Genomic DNA, 21,260 nt, shown 5'->3' on the forward strand with positions numbered 1-21,260 from the left:
AGGTACCTCTTATGCCATGTGGAGCTGTATTTTCACAGCATCAATGGGAATATTTTGCTTCGCCGCATAGTAAATGAACTCTACGAGGCTATGTCTTTTTTTTGCACAGGAGATCGAGCCTATCCGAAAAACTTGCTGTTGGACTTGAACATGCTGTACACATAAGCAAGTTGTACAAAGATTCAATACCGTTTCATTGTCTGACGTTTGCGAATGAGGTATACATCAAGTTCCATCAAGCCTCAGGAGGAGATGAAGTACAAAAAGAAGCAATGGTAGATGATGAATGTCCGTCATGAGGGTTTTGAAGGACATAATGGAGATAGAAAGCATAAAAAATGTCCTTCATACGACTCCTAAAGGACATAATGAAGATAGATAGAAGAGAAAAAGTCCTTCATTGGACTTCTGAAGTACAAAAATTAAGATAGAAAAGAAGAGAAATGACTAAACATTTGGATTCTTTGATGGTCCATGTCTTCTCTTTTGTTTGGATGTAAATTTATGTTAGGGAATTCGCTCATCTACATTAAAATATTTTAAAGCAGTTAATAATAGGTAACGGCTAATAAAGATCTTTTTTAACATAAGCGTACGAATCGTATTCACGAGTTGGACATGATAAGATATCCAATAGCGAATTTGCATGAAAAAAATATGAAAGTCTGTCGATATAAAATATGAATCCCATTTTTAATATCGGAGTTGATGAAATGGATATTTCTTTACTATCAGTGGCTATGAGCCAAGCGAATGTTCAACAGCAGGCAAGCTTGTCAGTATTTAAGATTGCGATGAATACGGCCGAGCAAAATGGACAAAATATGGCGGAAATGTTAAAAGGCTCGCAGCCACCTGTATCCCTCGAAGCGCATTTAGGAAATACGATTGATTTGAAAGGGTAAGCTGTAAGTATAGGGGTGAGAAAAACATCTTGCCCCCATACTTTTTTCCATAAAAAAGATGCTTTTATTTAAACATGAAGCAAGATTTTTAAAATTCTTCTTACGTGGGATTTTAGCAAAATGATTTGGGTAATGAATCTTTGTGAAGCGATTTTTGACAAAAAAAGAAGTGAAGCAATCACTTTTTGAGGTAGTTGTATGTTACATGATTTTTTTTCGTAACGTACGGATGGCAACGTCATGTTCACCGATAATTTCGTAAACGGATTTGAAGCTTTCTTGGAGGTTTTTCACTTCTTCGTTTGTTTCCATAACAGCTTGTTTAATCGCTTTTTGTTCCTCTTCAACCCGATCCAGCCGCTCTTCAACCCGATCCAGCCGCTCTTCAACCCGATCCAGCCGCTCTTCAACCCGATCCAACCGTTCTTCAATTCGATCGAGTCGTGCATGTACATTTTTTAATTCATGGTCAATAGACGTCACTTTTTCTAAAATTAAGTCAAGCTTCTTTTCCACTTTTTTGCTCCTTTCAGAAAAAAATTTCCCCTCTTCAAGTTTATTCGAAAGGAATGATTGTGACAAGCTTGTTATTTATGTTGATGTGATGGGAGTTATGGAAGGTGATGCTGTCCCACAGGTGTTTATTCCGGAGCTGGTGGAATATTATAAAAATGGGTAATTCCCATTTGATAAATTGGTTCGTTTTTACCCGTTTGACGAAATTAACGAAGCCTTTGAAGATTCAAAAAATGACTCAACGATCCAACCAATTTTAAAAATAAGCTAATGTTTGTCCCGAGTTCATCGGGGTTTTTAACATCTTGAGAAGATGCTCCAAATGTAAACATGATGGAAATGAAACAAAATTAATTTTTCGAATAGATGATGAATTATATGATGATGGTAGGGTGATCGAAGAAAAAATCGCCCCGCTTTGTCGATTAGGTGGAGCGAACTATGCAGAAATTGGCCATATTTTTTCGATTCCAAGACCGACATTAAAATAATAAGGGGATGTCCCTAGTTCGCGAAAGCTGATTTTCGTATGTGCAAACAGAAAAGCCGCCGTCCAATTGACAAAGCGGCTTTTAATCATGTTCAAAGCTGCGGCCTTTAGGCGCGTATATCATGTATTAAATTTTTCTGTGCATACATGATAAGCGGATAGCTTAAAGTTAGTAATGTCATTGTAAAGGCGATCACACCGAACCAATGAAAATGGGTCCAAAAATAGCCTCCAAATGTACCGACTAGACTAGATCCTAAATAATAGAATAAAAGATATAAAGAGGAGGCTTGCGCTTTGTTGATGTTAGCGCGTTCACCTATCCAAGCGCTCGTGATGGAATGGCATCCAAAAAATCCAAACGTAAATAACGAAACTCCCAAAATTTTCGCAAGCACAGGCGGCATTAGGGTGATAACAGCACCTGCGATCGTTAAGGCTAGCGATATGTTTAATACAAACGAATGGCCGTATTGATCGGCTTTATTTCCCATGTAGACAGAGCTAAAGCTGCCAAATATGTAGACGATAAAAAGAAACCCTAGCAATGATTGGCTAAACGAATAAGGCGGCTCACTTAGTAAATAGCCGATATAGTTATACAATGTGACGAAACTCCCCATAAATAAAAAGCCTAGAAAGATGAGTGACATGAGCGCTTTGTTTCGTACATGAACCGCATATGTTTGAATAACCGTTTTTATGCAAAGTTCTTTTTTGCTAGAATTTTTCGGAGTCGGAAGAATTAGAGTAAAAATAATGCTTAATATTAAGGCAAGCACACCGATGGAAAACAAAGCAGTGCGCCATGAAAATAAGTCCGTCAACAAACCAGTGACGATTCTCCCTGCCATTCCCCCGATACTCGTACCGCTTATATACAATCCCATTACTTTGCCGATAGCCTGAGAGTCGAATTCCTCTGCGACATAAGCCATCGCCAGTGAGGGGATGCCGGCTGCTGCAATGCCAAGCATCGTTCTCAAAAGGACAAGTGAAAAAAAGTTAGGACTAAAGGCGATCGTAATCGACAGAATAGAGGTAAGAAGCATGGATGCGATCATGACTGTCTTTTTTCCTATCTGATCTGATAAACTAGCAGCTATTAACATCATAATCGCCAACGTTCCGGTCGAAGAGGATAATGTTAAGCTTGCCGCTACAGCAGATACGTGAAATTCTTGCGAGAAAACCGGTAAAAGCGGTTGGGTGGTGTATAAAATAGAAAATGTTACAAACCCCCCGAAAAAGAGTGCAATGCTTGCTTTTACATATTCGGAACTGCCTTTTTCGATATACGTCAATATTTTTCGCCTCTTTTGCTTCCAATGTTTCAAATTATATTTTATTATAACGCTAAAAAATGAAAACCGTCTATTCTGGTAGCTTATTTGAAAATATGAAAATATGTAGCTGATCTTACAAAAACAGATACAAAGGTTTATATTTTAAGATTTTTACAAACGAATAAAGGAAAATGGTTTCGTTCAAAGTTTTGATGAGCGATATTTTTTCCACTTTTTTCTGAATACGAACTTTAGAAAATGCTTTTTGTTCCGATATTAAAAATAGCTACTAACGTTTTAGGAGGAAGCTGTATGTTGGTGGAAAGAGTCTCGCAAAAAAGTTTTTTGTATGATCACGATTCTTATCCGAATAGGGAGCATGCTGCAGCGAATCAAGCTCAAAGTGAACAGAACGATTCCCCCGTCCCTAAAATCGAGCTAGAAAAAGCGGTTAAAAAGATGAATGAATTTATAAAGCCTGTGGAAACATCGATTCAATTTGAGCTTCATGAGGAATTAAACGAATACTACGTGAAAGTCATTAATAAAGAAACGGAAGAAGTGATTCGCGAAATTCCTCCGAAAAAATTGCTCGATATGTATGCAGCGATGGCCGAGTTAATCGGTATCATCATCAATGAAAGAGTGTAAAGGTGGTGACGAAAAACGATGAGAATTGGCGGTTTAGCAAGTGGTATGGACATAGACCAATTAGTGAAAGACTTAATGAAGGCAGAGCGTATGCCTTTAGATAAAATGTATCAAAAAAAGCAAATATTAGAATGGCAGCGCGATGATTACCGTGAAATGAATTCCCTTTTGCTATCATTACGTAATGAAATGTTCAACATGAGGTTATCAAGTAATTTTCGCATTCGAAATGCGACGTCATCAAATGAGTCAAAAGTAACGGCAACGGCATCAAGTGCAGCTGGAACCGCTTCTTATACTATTACAGAGGTTAAACAGCTTGCAGAAGCGGCTTCGAAAGTAAGTACAAGTGCTGTATCTGCTGGTACGAAAATCGACACTTCTAGAGGGTTATATGAAATTCAAGGTGATTTTGCTAATTCAAATTTCAACTGGAAGAAAGGCAGTGTTGAAAATCAGACGATTACAGCAAGTGCAGCTGGAACTTCTTTTTCCCTATCATTGAAACCCGGGGCAAGTGTATTGTTAACGGAAGCGGCCAATATGGTCGTCAAAGTAGACGGCAAAGCGTATACCGTGGTTACATCTGGAACTCCTAATACAGGAGAAGTTTTAATAGATGCAAGTGGAAATCTCACATTTGGAGATACTATTAAAAAAGGAAGCACAATTAAGGTTGACTATATGACAGATGTACGCGTCGATGATGATAAAACGCTAGCGGAAGCTACAAACGTCATTCAGCTGCAAAAAGGATCCATTGTCGATGGAAGTTTAACCCTTGATATTGATGGCACAACTTATACGAATGTCGGCAATGAAATTCAAGATGCATCTGGAACCAAAGTCGGAACCATTGATTTAAACACTGGAAAAATTACGATGGACAATACTATTGCAGAGGGTTCTGTTATCAAAGCCACTTATCAACAAAACTACTTTACATTTGGCATTACAACATATAACGAAAAGAGTGAAGCGGTCAACGAAAAATTTGCCATTCAAGGGAACGAATCCTTGAATACGGTGATTAATAAAGTGAATTCATCCGATGCTGGCGTGACGATGTTTTATGACTCATTTTCAGATAAAGTGACCATCACGCGAACAGAAACAGGTAACTTTAATGGCACGGAATTAGATCCGGAAATCGTAACTTCCGGCTCCTTTTTAAACGATGTCTTATATTTTAATGGTGCAGCTGAATTTGGCGGGAAAAATGCAATATTTACGATAAATGGTTTAGAAACAGAGCGAACGTCTAATACTTTTTCGATTTCTGGTGTAACGTTTACGTTGAAAGATACGTTTACAACGGCAGATCCGAGTGTTACGATTGCGATTTCCAACGATGCTGACAAAGTGGTTGAAAAGATTAAAGCGTTCGTTGAAAAATATAATGAAACGATTGATAAAATCCAGCAAAAAATTTCCGAAGAGCGCTATCGTGATTATTTGCCATTAACGGAAGAGCAAAAAGAAGCGATGAGCGAAAAGCAGATAGAGCTTTGGGAAGAAAAGGCAAAAAGCGGATTATTAAGACGTGATTCGATTTTGTCTAGTGCGTTGTCCGAGCTGCGATACGATGCTTATCAACCTGTTACAAATGATAAGATTAGTTCAAAATATAATCAGCTAGCAAGTATTGGCATTACGACATCACCAAACTATTTAGATGGTGGGAAATTAATTATTGATGAAGCCAAATTAAAAGCGGCCATTGAAGAAGATCCAGAGGCCGTTGAAGCGCTATTTAATAGTAGTGGCACGGATGAGAGTGAAAAGGGCATTGTGCAGCGGATGTACGACACGATAACGAACGCCATGGATAAAATCAATGAAAAAGCAGGGAAGTCTACTTCTGTGCTAAACACGTACACAATAGGGAAAAATTTAGAGGATTTAGAGGATCGCATCGATGCATTTGAAAGACGTTTAGTTGACATTGAAAATCGCTACTGGCGCCAGTTTACCGCAATGGAAACGGCGATCCAGCGCATGAATGAGCAATCGATGTATTTAATGCAGCAATTTGGCATGGGATATTAATCCATTTGTAATGGAAAAATTGGTATAATATTGTAGGATCTAGTGCAAATGATAAGGAGTGGCGTTATGGCAATGAATAATCCATATCAAGCTTACCAAGAAAATAGTATTCAGACTGCTTCACCAGGTGAGTTGACGTTAATGCTGTATAATGGCTGTCTTAAGTTTATTAAGTTAGCGAAAAAAGCTATAGAAGAAAATGATGTGGAACAAAAAAATATCAATCTCCAAAAAGCACAAAAAATTATTCAAGAGCTTATGGTTACCTTAAATACAGATATAGACGTTGCGAAAAGTATGATGGCTATGTATGAATATATGAATCGCCGTTTAATTGAAGCAAATATTAAAAATGATGTGGGCATTTTAGATGAAGTAGAAGACTATGTCGTACAATTCCGTGATACTTGGAAAGAGGTTATACAACTTAACCGTAAACAACAGCATCCACAAGGCGGGCAAGCATAATGGATTTGTTAGATAAGGTCATAGCTATTACCGAAGAACTATTAATGGCAACGAACAGCATGAATAAAAAAGAACGTGATGACAAAATTAAACAAATCGATGAGCTCTTAATAGAACGTGAACGCTTGATCAAACAGTTAAAACCTCCGTATTCTGATGCGGAAAAAGAAAAAGGCCGACATTTAATGGAGCTCAATCAAAAGCTAGAGATGAAGCTTGAACAAATCCAAAGGGAAATTAAACAAGATTTGCTGCATCTTAAATCGACTAAAAGCTCAACGAACAAGTATACAAATCCTTATCAAGTTGATACGATAGATGGTATGTTCTATGATAAACGGAAATAGGTGAAATCAGTGTGGACGATCTCATCTGAACAATTGGATTTTTTACGGCGATTTTATTATTTGCTTGATACGATTGAAGAAGGGTTTTCATATATTCTTTCTAGTTTTGATCATATTCAATATGTCGAACGAGACCAAGTGATGATAGATATCATTGTCGCTATGAAGGAAATTGATTCAACACGTCATCTGTTTGATTCGCTTTTTCCAAAAGATTTTTCCATAACAGAAGAAATGGGCATGCTTGATGAAATGATGGAGAAGCTCGATTTCATCTCCTTTCAACCAGTACATTTAGAGCCATTCATAAAACAAGAATTATACCCAACCTATGTCAAATGGAAAGACCTTTTGCAAAAAAAGCTAAAAAAATATGTAACGCATTAGCAAATGATTGGAGCTTGTGAATAGTATGAAAGGGATCGGGAAAAACCGGTCCTTTCAGTTTGGAGAAAAATTATATAAAAGAAGTTTTTCAGACAATGGAGTGTATATTTGAGACATCCTTCTAATTTTTCGTATATAAAATCACAAGTGTTGATTATCCATTATTTTACTTAAACATACAGAATCGTATGGCTGAACACAAGCTTTTCTGCCACATCCCTCGAACAAGAACGCCAGCGGGCAAATTCATTTGGCCGCAGATGTTCTTGTTCGAGAAGGGCATGCGTATAGCATGCCCAGTCGGCAAGCGATTCGCATGCCGACTCCGGCAGAAAAGCTAGAAATAGAGCCATCTCAACTGGTTATTATTGGTTAATCAACACGCCTGATATAAAATAGAGAATATAGGCAAAATTCTACATGAATTGACAAATTCACAAAATTTTCACGAAAGATTTTCGGAATAAGCAGGAATTTGTGGGGGATTTCAAGTATTATATTTACATATCCTTAATAAAAGGAGGAGTTCCTAAATGAGAAACAACGTCAGAGGAGAAAACATTGAAGTAACTCCGGCACTCCGAGAGTATGTTGAGAAAAAATTATCTAAGCTAGAGCGTTATTTTGATAATGAAGTAGACGCAACAGCACACGTTAATTTAAAGTATTATAATGATCAAGAATCTAAAATTGAAGTGACGATTCCAATGCCGTACCTAGTATTGCGGGCGGAGGAACATCATGAAGATATGTATGCGGCGATTGATCTCGTAACCGATAAACTAGAACGTCAAATCCGCAAGCACAAAACGAAAGTAAACCGCAAATTGCGTGAACAGCAGGTTGATACGAAATATTTGATCCATTCTGGAAATGGAGAGGCTGATCTCCAAAAAGAGGAAGATGATGAGCTTGAAGTTGTCAGAACGAAACGCTTTAATTTAAAGCCAATGGATAGTGAAGAAGCGATTTTACAAATGAATATGCTTGGGCATAACTTCTTCGTTTTTACAAATGCTGAAACAAATAGAACAAATGTTGTTTATCGCCGCAAAGACGGAAAATATGGCTTAATCGAACCAAATGAATAATCTCACTGAACAGGTGCAGCGTATGCTGCACCTGTTTTCATTTTGAAGTATCAAGCTAAAAAAATATATGTAAAATATTTCAATTTACATCATATGCCTGAAATTTTGTTTATAATGAAAGAAAAAATAATATTTTTTGGATGCCCATCCATTGTCCATAGTGAAAGTTGTTTGTGGCACAAAGCAGTGATACAATTTAATTTATGAAGATAATATTCATTTTAATCTAGAGGAGCGTTTAACATGCTTGGTATTTTCAATAAAGTGTTTGATTTCAATAAACGGACCTTGAACCGCTATGAAAAAATGGCTGATCAAATAAATGCGCTTGGACCTGAAATGGAAAAGCTTTCAGACCAAGAGCTTAAAGGAAAAACAACAGAGTTTGTTGAGCGTTTAGAAAAAGGGGAAACGCTTGACGACCTTTTAATTGAGTCTTATGCCGTTGTAAGGGAAGCGGCACGCCGTGTACTTGGACTTTATCCATATAAAGTGCAGCTTATGGGGGCCATTGCCCTCCATGAGGGAAATATTGCCGAGATGAAAACAGGGGAAGGAAAAACGTTAACATCAACAATGCCTGTTTATTTAAACGCCTTAACAGGGAAAGGCGTCCATGTTGTAACGGTTAATGAATATTTAGCAACGCGTGACGCGACAGAAATGGGAAAGGTGTTTGAGTTTCTCGGCTTAACCGTTGGCTTGAATTTAAATGGACTTTCAAAAGAAGAAAAACGAAAAGCCTATGCGGCTGACATTACGTACTCGACTAATAATGAGCTTGGATTTGACTATTTGCGCGACAATATGGTTCTTTACAAAGAAGATAAGGTTCAGCGCCCTCTTCATTTTGCGGTCATTGACGAGGTTGACTCGATTTTAATTGATGAGGCAAGAACACCTTTGATTATTTCTGGACAAGCGGCGAAATCGACGAAGCTATACTTGCAAGCAAACGTCTTCGTTCGGACGCTGAAAAAAGATGTTGATTATACATTTGATGAAAAAACGAAAGCCGTTCAGCTAACAGAAGAAGGGATGACAAAAGCGGAACGCGCCTTTAATATTGAGAACTTATTTGATCTTAAAAATGTAACGATTAATCACCATATTAGCAATGCCTTAAAAGCTCATGCTGTTATGAAACGTGATGTCGACTATGTTGTAGAAGATGGGCAAGTCGTCATCGTTGACCAATTTACAGGGCGTTTGATGAAAGGACGCCGCTACAGCGATGGGCTGCATCAAGCGATTGAAGCAAAAGAAGGTCTGGAAATCCAAAATGAAAGCATGACGTTAGCGACGATCACGTTCCAAAACTATTTCCGTATGTATGAAAAGCTTGCTGGGATGACTGGTACAGCAAAAACAGAAGAGGAAGAATTTCGCAATATTTACAATATGCAAGTTGTCGTCATTCCAACGAATAAGCCGGTCATTCGTGATGATCGTCCAGATTTGATCTATCGTACGATGGAAGGCAAGTTTCGGGCAGTTGTAAAGGATATTGAACAGCGTCATATGATCGGACAGCCTGTTCTTGTCGGTACTGTTGCGGTTGAAACGTCTGAATATATTTCAAGTCTATTAAAGAAAAAAGGAATTCCGCACAATGTATTAAATGCGAAAAACCATGCAAAAGAAGCGGAAATTATTGAACAAGCCGGTCAAAAAGGGGCTGTCACGATTGCCACAAATATGGCTGGACGCGGTACGGATATTAAGCTTGGGGAAGGGGTTAAAGAGCTTGGCGGACTTGCGGTAATCGGAACGGAGCGCCATGAATCACGCCGAATTGATAATCAGCTTCGCGGTCGTTCTGGCCGTCAAGGGGACCCAGGTGTTACCCAATTTTATCTTTCTATGGAAGATGAATTGATGCGCCGCTTCGGTTCTGAAAGTATGATGAATATGATGGACCGTCTTGGCATGGATGATTCCCAGCCGATTCAAAGTAAAATGGTTTCAAGAGCAGTGGAATCAGCTCAAAAACGGGTTGAAGGAAATAACTTCGATGCCCGTAAACAGCTTCTTCAATACGATGAAGTTTTACGCGAACAGCGTGAAGTGATTTATAAACAGCGCGACGAAGTGCTTGAATCGGAAAATTTACGTGCAAAAGTAGAAGAGATGATGAAGGAAACGATTGATCGAGTTGTCGCTTCCTTTACGCCGGAAGAAGAATTGCCGGAGGATTGGAATTTAGACGGTTTAGTTGATTGGGTAAAAGCGAATATTTTAGATGAACATACGACATTTGACGCTTCTGAATTAAAAGGAAAAGAATCCGATGAGATTGCCGAAATCATTTGGGAGAAAGCAAAAGCGCGTTATGATGAAAAAGAAGAAGCGTTTGGCGAAGAAAAAATGCGGGAATTTGAACGTGTTATCGTCTTGCGCGCAGTTGACACGAAATGGATGGATCATATTGATGCGATGGATCAGCTGCGACAAGGAATTCATCTTCGTGCCTATGGCCAAAATGATCCGCTTCGTGAGTATCAAATGGAAGGTTATGCGATGTTTGAAAATATGGTTGCATCCATCCAGGAAGATGTGACAAAATTCATCATGAAAGCCGAAATTCAACATAATCTCAAACGTCAGGAGGTTGCCAAAGGAGAAGCGGTTCAGCCAAAAGAAGGTGATGCTCCAGCGAAAAAGAAACCCGTCCGTAAAAAAGTGAATGTAGGACGAAATGATCCTTGTCCATGTGGCAGCGGAAAAAAATATAAGCATTGCTGCGGGCGATAAATAGAACGCTTGAGAGGTAGATCGATCTGCCTCTTTCTTTAAGAATTTTTTAATTAAATAAATGTCAGCAATGAGGTGAAGGAAATGGAATTAGTAGAAATTCGAACAGAACTTGAGAAAATGGCTAAGCGATTAGCGGATTTTAGGGGGTCTCTTTGACTTAGAATCGAAACAAGCTCGTATTCAAGAGCTGGAAGAGAAAATGGCAGCAGCCGACTTTTGGGATGATCAACAAGCTGCTCAGACGGTTATTAATGAAGCAAATGGCTTAAAGGATCTTGTCCACCAATTTAATCATTTAAATGAAACATATGAAAATCTACAAGTTACTTATGAGTTAATTAAAGAAGAACCAGATGAGGATCTGCAAAAGGAACTAGAGAGCGAACTGAAAACTTTAACAAAAGAGCTTAATGAATTTGAGCTTGAGCTTCTATTAAGTGAACCGTATGATAAAAATAATGCGATATTAGAGCTCCATCCAGGAGCAGGTGGAACCGAGTCTCAGGACTGGGGCTCCATGCTCTTAAGAATGTACACAAGATGGGCAGAGAAAAAAGGATTTAAAGTAGAAACATTGGATTATCTTCCAGGTGAGGAAGCGGGAATTAAAAGCGTTACCTTATTAATTAAAGGACACAATGCCTACGGCTATTTAAAGGCAGAAAAAGGTGTGCATCGCCTTGTCCGCATTTCTCCGTTTGATGCTTCAGGCCGAAGACATACGTCCTTTGTGTCATGTGAAGTCATGCCAGAGTTTAACGAGGAAATCGACATTGATATTCGTAATGAAGATCTTAAAATAGACACTTATCGTTCCAGCGGTGCAGGTGGTCAGCATGTTAATACAACCGATTCAGCTGTTCGAATCACTCATTTGCCTACAGGTATTGTCGTGACATGTCAAACGGAGCGATCCCAAATTAAAAACCGTGAACGGGCCATGAAAATGTTAAAAGCAAAGCTTTATCAGAAAAAAATTGAGGAACAGGAACAAGAGCTCGCCGAAATTCGTGGAGAGCAGAAGGAAATTGGCTGGGGAAGCCAAATTCGTTCTTACGTTTTTCACCCTTATTCATTAGTAAAAGATCATCGCACTAATGTCGAAATCGGAAATGTTCAAGCCGTTATGGACGGGGAAATTGACCCATTTATCGATGCTTACTTACGCTCACAATTAAAGTAGCATGATGAAAAGGCCTCTTTGTGCAAAAATCATAAAACAGCTTTTTCTTTTCGTTTTATTTGCTTGCAACATTTGAATGAGCCATTGCCATGAGGAAATCGGACACTTTTCTGCTTCACAGCTCAAATTATCAACAGCAATAAAGTTTACTGAAAGCAGCTTTTTTAGTCTATAGCAAAAGGAAGAAGATTGTTGAAAACCAGGCGTGTTGATTAACCAATAATAACCAGATGAGATGGCTCTATTTCTAGCTTTTCTGCTGGAGTCGGCAAGAGAATCTCTTGCCGACTGGGCATGCTATACGCATGCCCTTCTCGAACAAGAACATCAGCGGCCAAATGAATTTGCCCGCTGGCGTTCTTGTTCGAGGGATGTAGCAGAAAAGCTTGTGTTCAGCCATACGATTCTGTATGTTTAAGTAAAATAATGGATAATCAACAGTTGTGGTTGAAAACAGAAATTTTTATCAATAGGAATATAGAAGAATCGCCTATAAAAGCTGTGGTATAAAATAATTGAATCTATTTTTTATCATTTTGAAAAATATAGAAATGTTTTGCTCGTTAAAATGATATGGAATTTATTAAATAACGAATGACTAATAGTGAAGGGTGAAGGACATGTGTGGATTTGTTGGAGCTATTTACAAGGAGCCGAAAAGCCCAACGGAAACTGAACGCCAGCAGCTTAAGGAAATGAATGATATCATCAAGCATCGCGGTCCAGATGATGAAGGGTATTATGAGGATGAATATGTACGTTTTGGTTTCCGGCGTTTAAGTATTATCGATTTAGAAAGCGGGCATCAACCTCTTTCCTTTGCTGATGAACGCTTTTGGATTATTTTTAATGGAGAAATTTATAATTATTTAGAGTTAAGAGAGGAATTAATAGAGAAGGGATTATCTTTTACGACTGAATCAGATACTGAGGTTATTTTAGGTGCCTTCCATATTTATGGCTATGATGCCGTAACGAAGCTCCGTGGCATGTTTGCTTTTCTAATTTGGGATAAGCAGGAAAAAATTTTATATGGTGCACGGGACCCGTTCGGTATTAAGCCGCTTTATTATTATGAAGATGAAGAACAGCTAATTTTTGCATCAGAGAGAAAAAGCATTGCTTTAGTACAAGATGATGAATCGTTAGATGATGAAGCACTGCAACATTATTTAACTTTTCAATTTGTTCCTGAACCAAGCACAATGATGATGAAGGTGCAAAAAGCTCCTCCAGGTCATTATTTTATCGTAAAGCCAGGTGAACGAATAACGTTCCATCGTTATTGGAAAGTATCGTTTCAGCCTTTACAAAAAAGTGAAGAGGAGTTTATAAAAGACATTCAAGATGTATTAGTTGATTCTGTTAAAGCCCATATGCGCAGTGATGTTCCTGTCGGAGCGTTTTTGTCAGGAGGGATTGATTCTTCTTTTATCGCAGCATTAGCTAAACAGATCAATCCTAATTTAAAAACTTTTTCAGTTGGCTTTGAACATGAAGGTTATAGTGAAATTCATGTTGCAAAAGAAACAGCAGACATTTTAAATGTTGAAAATATAAGCTATGTTATTACACCTGAAGAATATATAAATGAATTACCAAAAATTATTTGGCATCTAGATGATCCATTAGCTGATCCAGCTGCTGTTCCGCTTTATTTTGTTGCCCGTGAAGCCCGTAAGCATGTAACGGTTGTTTTATCAGGAGAAGGAGCGGATGAACTTTTTGGTGGGTATAACATTTATCGTGAGCCTTATTCTTTAAGTATATTTCAATCGTTGCCGAAAAAAGTAAAGGAAACGATTAAAAAGCTTGCCCACGCTTTACCAGATGGGATGAAAGGGAAAAGCTTTTTGCTTAGAGGCTGTACTCCGCTTGAGGAGCGTTACATCGGAAATGCGAAAATGTTTGAACAGGAGGAAAAAGCACAATTTCTCCGACATTTTGACGTAGAAAAAGATTATCTGCACATTACAAAGCCTTTTTATGAAGAAGCGAAGGAATATGATGCGGTGACAAAAATGCAATACATTGATATTCATACTTGGTTGAGAGGCGACATTTTGTTAAAAGCAGACAAAATGACGATGGCTAATTCGCTTGAATTACGTGTTCCTTTTTTAGATCAAAAGGTGTTCGAAGTGGCCATGAAAATCCCTGCGCATTATAAAATTGCTGAGCAAACGACGAAATCTATTTTACGGAAAGCAGCAAAAGGGATCGTACCAGATCACGTATTAAATCGAAAAAAATTAGGTTTTCCAGTTCCGATACGACATTGGCTGAAACACGAGCTGTATGATTGGGCAAAAGAATTGATTCATGAAAGTGAAACCGATTACCTTTTCCATAAACATTACTTATACAAGATGTTAGACGAACATTATCAAAATAAAATGGATCATAGCCGTAAAATTTGGACTGTACTCATCTTTATGTTATGGCATCAAATATTTATCGAAAATAAATATTCGTTTGCTCTGCAAAAGGGAAAGAGTAAAGTGGTGGATCTCATAAACTTATAGGCAAGCCATATGATGTTTTTGCATGAACCTATTAAAATGGTGAATAGAAAATATTTACTTTAATGGATTTGATTATATAAAATAAAATCAACTATTAAATCCGAAACTAAAAAAAATTAACCATTCTGTGGTTACATGATGAGGTTTTTTGCAATTCACAAAATTGAAACAAATTGCTAAAACGATTAAACCGACAGCGTTTGTCGTGGTGATCGATGCTCTTGAAATATTGGGGAAGGATTTAATCCAACTTAAATTAGGTTATAATATCGTTGTATTCCATTTTTTTAGGAGGAATGTAAGATGAAGTTGAAATGGATGGCATTATTTTTAGGAACTTCTCTTTTGTTAGCAGCTTGTGGCGGTGGTGGAGATGATAGCAATGGGACAAAAGAGAAAACAGAGGAAGCTCCAACCGAAACCTCTTCAGCAGAAGACATATTTCGACAAAGCTGTGCAAGCTGCCACGGCCAAAACCTTGAAGGTGGGGCTGGTCCAAGCTTAGAAAAAGTCGGTGGAAAATATAGTAAAGAAGAAATTCAAGACATTATTATTAATGGAAGAGGCGCTATGCCAAATGGGCTTTTAACTGAAGATAAGGCAGCAGTAGTAGCAGAGTGGCTTGCTGAGAAAAAATAACAGGAAAGAATAATTCCCAATATATTTTGGACGAGAGAATCATGACGGTTTCTCGTCTTTTTTTACGCAATTGAAATAAAAATGTAATATGAAAAAGTCTATTTTTGACGAAAAATGATGGTATAATTGTTTTTGTAAAAATGAGTGACACATGTTCATTAATTAAGACGAATAAAAAGGGATGAAGTTTCATATTTTTAGTCTTTTTTTAAGGCGGTTGCTTTACTATAGCTATTTTGACTGTTATAGGCAAGCGACATTTGATTCCGCAACCAACTTTTTTGAAATTTTATTGAGCATGAAACAAAAAAACTTCAGGTGATTACATGATTGAAATGAAAGATGTTTATAAAACGTATCCAAATGGCGTTTTAGCGATTAATGGCATAAGTGTAAAGATAAACCAAGGTGAATTTGTTTACATTGTTGGTCCAAGTGGATCTGGAAAATCAACGTTTATTAAAATGATGTACAGAGAAGAAAAACCAACAAAAGGCAGCATTGTCATAAACGGTGTGTCACTAGAAAATTTAAAAGAACAAGAAGTACCTTTTTTGCGAAGAAAAATAGGTGTTGTATTCCAAGATTTTAAATTATTGCCTAAATTAACTGTTTATGAGAATGTTGCTTTTGCTTTAGAAGTGATTGGCGAACCACCGAGAAATATTAAAAAGCGAGTATTAGATGTTCTTGATCTCGTTCAACTAAAACATAAAGCTCGCTTTTTTCCAGATGAGTTATCCGGTGGTGAACAGCAGCGCGTTTCCATCGCTCGTTCTATTGTTAATAATCCATCTGTCGTCATTGCAGATGAGCCAACTGGGAACCTAGATCCTGAAACTTCTTGGGGGATTATGAGATTACTGGAAGAAATTAATCAAAGGGGAACGACGATCTTGATGGCTACGCACAACAAAGAAATTGTCAACACGATTAGAAAACGAGTCATCGCCATTGAAGATGGGAAAATCGTGCGTGACGAGACAAGAGGGGAGTATGGACTTTATGATTAATACTCTTGGGCGTCATTTGCGCGAAAGCATTAAAAGCTTAGCGAGAAATACGTGGATGACATTTGCGTCCGTCTCAGCAGTAATGGTGACGTTATTGCTTGTCGGCACTTTTCTTGTCATCATGTTTAATTTAAATAACATCGCAAAGAACATTGAAAATGATGTCGAAATACGAGTTCTCATTGATGTAACAGCAAATCAGGACCAACGAGATCAATTGAAAAAAAAGCTGGAAAGCCTGCCGCAAGTTGAAAGCGTCACGTTCTCATCAAAAGATGAGGAACTAGAAAATTTAATTAGTAGTTTTGGCGAAGAAGGGGAAGCCTTCAAGCTTTTTGAACAAGAAAATCCACTGAATGATGTTTTTGTGATTAAGACGAAAAACCCAGAAGATACGCCAGCTACTGCCCAAAAAATTGAAAAGTTTGATCACGTATCAGATGTCCGTTATGCTGAAGAAACGGTTGAAAGACTTTTTAAAGTTGTAAACATCGGAAGAAACGTAGGGATTGTGTTAATTATCGGCCTCGTTTTTACGGCCATGTTCTTAATTTCTAATACGATCAAGGTAACCATCTTTGCGAGAAGACGAGAAATTGAGATTATGAAACTTGTTGGAGCAACGAATTGGTTTATTCGCTGGCCGTTTTTTCTAGAAGGTTTATTCCTTGGGGTATCAGGATCGATCATTCCGATAATTATTTTGATCATCATTTACAAACGTTTTGTCGAGTGGGCGAATCCTTATGTTCAAGGATCCTTTATAGAACTTTTGCCACTTAATCCTTTTCTATTCCAAGTATCAGCGATTCTCATTTTCCTCGGAGCCTTTATCGGAATCTGGGGCAGTTTAATGTCGGTAAGAAAATTTTTAAAAGTATAGATTAGCATGTTGATAGCTTGCTAATCTACAGTTTGTAGACCAAGTCTAAATATGAGGTTTTGGCAGACTGGATGAAAACGTTTGTCATTCGAGGCACGAGCCCGATGAGAAGCGGAGTTACCAAGAACGGTAATGAGCATTCGAAGAGGGCGAAGTAACAAAGAATGCAAGCGATTGTCAGCAGTCTGAGATTAGCAAGTTGATAGCTTGCTAATCTCAATACATAAATGTACGGATTTATACATATCAGGGGAGGAATTGAGACGTGAAAAAGACATTTTTTACATGGAGCCTTGCAGCTGTTGTCGGGACAAGCAGTGTTTTTTTTCCGTTAACGAATCAAACAAAAGCTGAATCGTTTGAAGAAAAGCAAGCAAAAATTAAAAATGAACGTTCTTCTGTTCAGTCTGATATTAGCAGCAAAAAAAATGAAATAGAAAAACTAGAAGCAGAACAAGATCAATTAGATGCAGAAATTAAAAGCCTTGATATGAAAGTATCGGAAACGGCAAAGAAAATAAAGGAAAAAGAAGAGCAAATCACAAAGACGAAAGCAGAAATTGAAAGTTTGAAAAAGCAAATTGCTGAATTACAAATGCGAATTGATGAAAGAAATGACCTGTTAAAAGATCGGGCAAAATCTTTGCAAGAAAGCGGGGGCGTCATTAGTTATTTAGACGTCTTATTAGGAGCGCAAAGCTTTAGTGATTTTGTAAGCCGCATTAGTGCCGTAACAACCATTGTTGAAGCAGACAAAAAAATTATCGAAGAGCATCAGCGGGATATGAAAATGAAAGAAGAAGCTGAAGCTAAGCTGAATCAAGAGCTGACGGACTTAAGTGAAGCGCTTAAGGAATATGAAATGTTGAAAAAGCAATTAGATGCTCAAATTGAAGAAAAGAATAAAATGTTAAAAGAAGTAGCGGCAGAACACGATCAAGCGATGGAAGACTTAGAAGAACTAGAAGAGCAAGATGCATTTTTAGCTGAACAAGCACGGATTATTGCTGAACAGAAAAGAGAATATGAGCGTCGATTAGCCGAACAAAGAAAAGCATCATCTTCTTCATCAACCGCAAGCGCACCTGCTGCATCTTCTAGCCCAGCGGTTAATGCAAGCGGATTTATTTGGCCAACATCAGGATATGTTTCTTCTAAATTCGGTCCGCGGGATGGAGAATTTCATGACGGTATAGATATTGCTAAAAGCGGTACAGTACCTGTATATGCTGCTGCATCGGGAACTGTTATTCGTGCTTACTATTCTAGCAGCTACGGCAACGTTGCGTTTATTTCTCATAACATTAATGGCCAAGTGTACACAACTGTTTATGCCCATCTTAATAGCTTAGGTGTATCAAGTGGACAAAAAGTGAGTCAAGGTCAATTTGTCGGCTATATGGGGAACACAGGTCGTTCCTTTGGACAACACTTACACTTTGAAGTGCATAAAGGACCTTGGAATGCAAGCAAGTCCAATGCGATTAATCCTTTAACTGTCCTTCCGTAATCATTGCATACGGATCTGAGCTTCTATAAGATGAAAAAGTAAAGCCAAACCCTGTAAAAGAATGGGTTTGGCTTTCTGATTTTTGGAAACGGCATTTGCCTACAAGTTTGTGCTAATCATAACCCTTGTTGGGGCTTTTCCCTTTAATTCAAATTACACTCCTCTTTGATATAAAAATTTCCTATTCCATATAGTGATGAAATTCACCATATGGATATAAAATTCCTTCCTTGTCCAAGTAGAGTAATAAATAGAAGTTTTCCCCCTTAAACTTTACCACAGTATAAAACTGTCTTACAGGCATTGTTCTCCAAAGTCGGGATTTTTGCATGAATGTTCTTCAAATTTTGAATAAAAATACCAAATTATAGATAATACATGAGAAGTACAAGCTATGCATATACTGTAAAAAGAAGGCATGGATTTAATCGATTCAGCTGTATAGATTCTTGTTAAATGGAAAGGAAGGCTAACAATATGAGAAAAAAAATCACAACGTTATGGTTTATGATCTTAACCATTCTATTATGCACATTAGGTGCTGTTGGTGTTGAACATACGAAGCAATTAAATGGAATCAATCAACAAGAATCGGTTCCAGCTTTTTCGCAAACAGCCGAATCGAAGGAAATGAATGAAATCCCAAATTTCGGAAAATTGAAACAAGCCTATGAGCTCATTTTAGAAAAGTATGTCGAACGGGTAGATGAGGAGAAGCTATTAGAGGGAGCTATTCAAGGAATGTTGTCAGCTCTCGAAGATCCATATTCAGTTTATATGGATAAAGAGACGACAGAGCAATTTACCCAATCACTCGGTTCATCGTTTGAAGGAATTGGTGCCGAAGTTGGGGTGAACAATGGTAAGGTTATTATCGTTTCGCCATTTAAAAATTCTCCAGCGGAAAAAGTAGGATTAAAGCCAAATGATCAAATAGTGGAAATTGATGGACAACCAGTGGATGGCTTAAACTTACATGAAACGGTATTGAAAATTCGCGGCAAAAAAGGAACAACGGTTCATATCACGGTTCAACGCTCCGGGCATAAGGAACCGCTGCAGTTTGAAGTAAAACGGGATGAGATTCCAATTGAAACGGTTTTTAGCTCATTAGAAGAGAAGGATGGTAAGAAAATAGGGGTGTTGGAAGTCACTTCATTTTCGGAAAATACCGCTGACGATTTTGTGAAAAAGCTGACAGAGTTAGAAAAAGAAAAAATAGATGGTCTCGTTATAGATGTTCGTGGAAATCCAGGAGGCTATTTACAGTCTGTTGAAGCGATTTTAAAGCAATTTATTCCGAAGGATAAGCCGTATATTCAAATTGAAAATCGAAATGGAGATCGACAAATGTATTTTTCCGAACGAAAAGACAAGAAGCCTTATCCTATTGCAGTCTTAATTGATAAGGGCAGTGCTTCCGCATCCGAAATATTAGCAGGAGCGATGAAAGAAGCAGGCGGATATGAAATAATAGGGGAATCTTCTTTTGGAAAAGGAACTGTTCAACAAGCCATTCCAATGAAGGACGGGAGCAACATTAAGCTAACTCTTTACAAATGGCTCACTCCAAATGGAAATTGGATCCATAATCGTGGCATTGAGCCAACCGTTCATATCGAGCTGCCTAATTATTTTAAAGCACCACCGTTGCAAATAAATGGTGTGTTAAAAGAAGATATGAATAATGATCAAGTGCAGATTGCCCAACATTTATTAAAAGGCATTGGATATGAACCAGGAAGAACGGATGGATATTATGATAAGAATACGAAGCTGGCTGTATCAGCTTTCCAACAAATTCATCATCTTCCCCCAACTGGCGAAATCGATAAAAAAACGGCCTTTTTGCTTAATGAACAAATACAAAAGGAAAAAAGTAAAAAGGAAAACGATTTACAGCTGCAAACAGCTATTCGCGTATTATTAAATGAATGAGCCGATCGATAGTCGGCTCATTTCAGACTGTTGACAAACACTTGCATTTAGCCTAAAAATTCATTTCATATAGGCTTTATATACAAACAGGAATGAGCCTGCCAATGCCGGCTCATTTTATTGGAATTGTTGAAATGAACAATTTTTACAAATAGTGACTTTATGTTAAAATGAAGGAAACTTTCTATCGCGTTCAAAATTTTTGGTTATGTAGTAAAATTGAAAATAACAGAATTGATGGAGGTTCTATAAAAAATTGGGTAAAAAATCTAGCACAATTAGAAAAAAAATTTTTGAACAATTGTTTCAAGAAATGAAGAAGCGAGACAATTCGTTGCATCTGTCAAATGTTCGAGTATATAAAGGAGTTCAATTTTTTTGTATCTATTTAGCGAATTATACAGAAATAAAACATATTGATGAAATTTGTAAAATAGTGATCGAGGATTTTTTTCAATATTTACTGAATAATCAAAAACAAAACGGAATGTCATTGTCTGACATGAAAAAGACTATTTCAGCCATTCAAGAGATCACCAACGTTTCTTCTTGTGAGCATTTATTTGATTTCTCTTTATCGAATCTATCACTTTGGGCGAAATTAAAATAAATGGATGTTTCT

The 21,260-nt window shown here is 37.6% G+C and carries 20 protein-coding genes and 2 pseudogenes; 19 read left to right on the forward strand and 3 right to left on the reverse strand.

Features of this window, described 5'->3' with window-relative positions:
• Positions 1 to 9 precede the first annotated feature (9 nt).
• Positions 10 to 236: pseudogene (locus J2S06_RS05045) on the reverse strand (IS701 family transposase); the annotation flags it as partial.
• 477 nt (positions 237 to 713) lie between these two features.
• Here J2S06_RS05045 and J2S06_RS05050 point away from each other — a divergent pair.
• Positions 714 to 905 carry a YjfB family protein gene (locus J2S06_RS05050; protein WP_044896041.1) on the forward strand — a complete coding sequence of 64 codons (192 nt, stop codon included), beginning with the start codon at positions 714 to 716 and terminating at the stop codon, positions 903 to 905.
• Between the two features lie 201 nt (positions 906 to 1,106).
• Here the strand turns inward: J2S06_RS05050 and J2S06_RS05055 are convergent, their stop codons facing one another.
• The gene (locus J2S06_RS05055; protein ID WP_419151513.1) at positions 1,107 to 1,421 is read right to left on the reverse strand and encodes a coiled-coil domain-containing protein; all 315 of its coding nucleotides are present in this window, start codon (positions 1,419 to 1,421) and stop codon (positions 1,107 to 1,109) included.
• Between the two features lie 85 nt (positions 1,422 to 1,506).
• On the opposite strand from J2S06_RS05055, the pseudogene J2S06_RS05060 reads away from it, so the two are divergent.
• Positions 1,507 to 1,692: pseudogene (locus J2S06_RS05060) on the forward strand (NAD(P)-dependent alcohol dehydrogenase); the annotation flags it as partial.
• A 34-nt stretch (positions 1,693 to 1,726) separates the two neighbouring features.
• Positions 1,727 to 1,912 (forward strand): hypothetical protein, encoded by a 186-nt coding sequence (locus tag J2S06_RS05065; protein WP_419151514.1) that lies wholly within the window; start codon positions 1,727 to 1,729, stop codon positions 1,910 to 1,912.
• Between the two features lie 106 nt (positions 1,913 to 2,018).
• On the opposite strand, the gene J2S06_RS05070 is transcribed toward J2S06_RS05065, so the two are convergent.
• Complete coding sequence (locus J2S06_RS05070) at positions 2,019 to 3,215, reverse strand: MFS transporter (RefSeq protein WP_419151515.1); 1,197 nt, start codon at positions 3,213 to 3,215, stop codon at positions 2,019 to 2,021.
• Between the two features lie 294 nt (positions 3,216 to 3,509).
• On the opposite strand from J2S06_RS05070, the gene flaG reads away from it, so the two are divergent.
• The 16 genes from flaG to J2S06_RS05150 all read left to right on the forward strand — a co-directional run bounded on the left by flaG (position 3,510) and on the right by J2S06_RS05150 (position 21,248).
• Complete coding sequence (gene flaG / locus J2S06_RS05075; RefSeq protein WP_419151516.1) at positions 3,510 to 3,848, forward strand: flagellar protein FlaG; 339 nt, start codon at positions 3,510 to 3,512, stop codon at positions 3,846 to 3,848.
• An 18-nt stretch (positions 3,849 to 3,866) separates the two neighbouring features.
• The gene (gene fliD / locus J2S06_RS05080; protein WP_419151517.1) at positions 3,867 to 5,897 is read left to right on the forward strand and encodes a flagellar filament capping protein FliD; all 2,031 of its coding nucleotides are present in this window, start codon (positions 3,867 to 3,869) and stop codon (positions 5,895 to 5,897) included.
• A gap of 66 nt (positions 5,898 to 5,963) precedes the next feature.
• Positions 5,964 to 6,365 carry a flagellar export chaperone FliS gene (gene fliS, locus J2S06_RS05085; protein WP_044747618.1) on the forward strand — a complete coding sequence of 134 codons (402 nt, stop codon included), beginning with the start codon at positions 5,964 to 5,966 and terminating at the stop codon, positions 6,363 to 6,365.
• Positions 6,365 to 6,712 carry a flagellar protein FliT gene (locus J2S06_RS05090; protein ID WP_419151518.1) on the forward strand — a complete coding sequence of 116 codons (348 nt, stop codon included), beginning with the start codon at positions 6,365 to 6,367 and terminating at the stop codon, positions 6,710 to 6,712. Before fliS ends, J2S06_RS05090 begins: the two co-directional genes overlap by 1 nt.
• A gap of 9 nt (positions 6,713 to 6,721) precedes the next feature.
• Entirely contained in the window at positions 6,722 to 7,099 is a 378-nt protein-coding gene (locus tag J2S06_RS05095) for a hypothetical protein (protein WP_419151519.1), read from the forward strand.
• Positions 7,100 to 7,632: 533 nt separating this feature from the next.
• Positions 7,633 to 8,190: a ribosome hibernation-promoting factor, HPF/YfiA family gene (gene hpf, locus J2S06_RS05100; RefSeq protein ID WP_419151520.1), complete on the forward strand. Its 558-nt coding sequence runs from the start codon at positions 7,633 to 7,635 to the stop codon at positions 8,188 to 8,190.
• 243 nt (positions 8,191 to 8,433) lie between these two features.
• Positions 8,434 to 10,944 (forward strand): preprotein translocase subunit SecA, encoded by a 2,511-nt coding sequence (gene secA / locus J2S06_RS05105; RefSeq protein ID WP_419151521.1) that lies wholly within the window; start codon positions 8,434 to 8,436, stop codon positions 10,942 to 10,944.
• A gap of 84 nt (positions 10,945 to 11,028) precedes the next feature.
• Positions 11,029 to 12,130, forward strand: a protein-coding gene (prfB, locus tag J2S06_RS05110) for a peptide chain release factor 2 (protein ID WP_419151522.1) whose coding sequence is annotated in 2 segments (ribosomal slippage) — positions 11,029 to 11,100 and positions 11,102 to 12,130 — 1,101 coding nt in all. Because the reading frame shifts where the segments join, the coding sequence is not laid out codon by codon here.
• Positions 12,131 to 12,750: 620 nt separating this feature from the next.
• Complete coding sequence (gene asnB / locus J2S06_RS05115) at positions 12,751 to 14,655, forward strand: asparagine synthase (glutamine-hydrolyzing) (protein ID WP_419151523.1); 1,905 nt, start codon at positions 12,751 to 12,753, stop codon at positions 14,653 to 14,655.
• A gap of 163 nt (positions 14,656 to 14,818) precedes the next feature.
• Complete coding sequence (locus J2S06_RS05120; RefSeq protein ID WP_419151635.1) at positions 14,819 to 14,962, forward strand: hypothetical protein; 144 nt, start codon at positions 14,819 to 14,821, stop codon at positions 14,960 to 14,962.
• Positions 14,959 to 15,294 (forward strand): cytochrome c551, encoded by a 336-nt coding sequence (gene cccB / locus J2S06_RS05125; protein WP_419151524.1) that lies wholly within the window; start codon positions 14,959 to 14,961, stop codon positions 15,292 to 15,294. Before J2S06_RS05120 ends, cccB begins: the two co-directional genes overlap by 4 nt.
• Positions 15,295 to 15,620: 326 nt before the next feature.
• The gene (gene ftsE / locus J2S06_RS05130) at positions 15,621 to 16,307 is read left to right on the forward strand and encodes a cell division ATP-binding protein FtsE (RefSeq protein WP_419151525.1); all 687 of its coding nucleotides are present in this window, start codon (positions 15,621 to 15,623) and stop codon (positions 16,305 to 16,307) included.
• Complete coding sequence (gene ftsX, locus J2S06_RS05135) at positions 16,300 to 17,190, forward strand: permease-like cell division protein FtsX (RefSeq protein ID WP_419151526.1); 891 nt, start codon at positions 16,300 to 16,302, stop codon at positions 17,188 to 17,190. Before ftsE ends, ftsX begins: the two co-directional genes overlap by 8 nt.
• A gap of 265 nt (positions 17,191 to 17,455) precedes the next feature.
• Positions 17,456 to 18,700 (forward strand): murein hydrolase activator EnvC family protein, encoded by a 1,245-nt coding sequence (locus J2S06_RS05140; protein ID WP_419151527.1) that lies wholly within the window; start codon positions 17,456 to 17,458, stop codon positions 18,698 to 18,700.
• Between the two features lie 477 nt (positions 18,701 to 19,177).
• The gene (locus J2S06_RS05145) at positions 19,178 to 20,638 is read left to right on the forward strand and encodes a S41 family peptidase (RefSeq protein ID WP_419151528.1); all 1,461 of its coding nucleotides are present in this window, start codon (positions 19,178 to 19,180) and stop codon (positions 20,636 to 20,638) included.
• 256 nt (positions 20,639 to 20,894) lie between these two features.
• Entirely contained in the window at positions 20,895 to 21,248 is a 354-nt protein-coding gene (locus J2S06_RS05150; RefSeq protein ID WP_419151529.1) for a swarming motility protein SwrAA, read from the forward strand.
• The last annotated feature ends 12 nt before the right edge of the window (positions 21,249 to 21,260 follow it).

The organism is Bacillus alveayuensis, from assembly GCA_030812955.1.
Classification (GTDB): domain Bacteria; phylum Bacillota; class Bacilli; order Bacillales; family Aeribacillaceae; genus Bacillus_CB; species Bacillus_CB alveayuensis.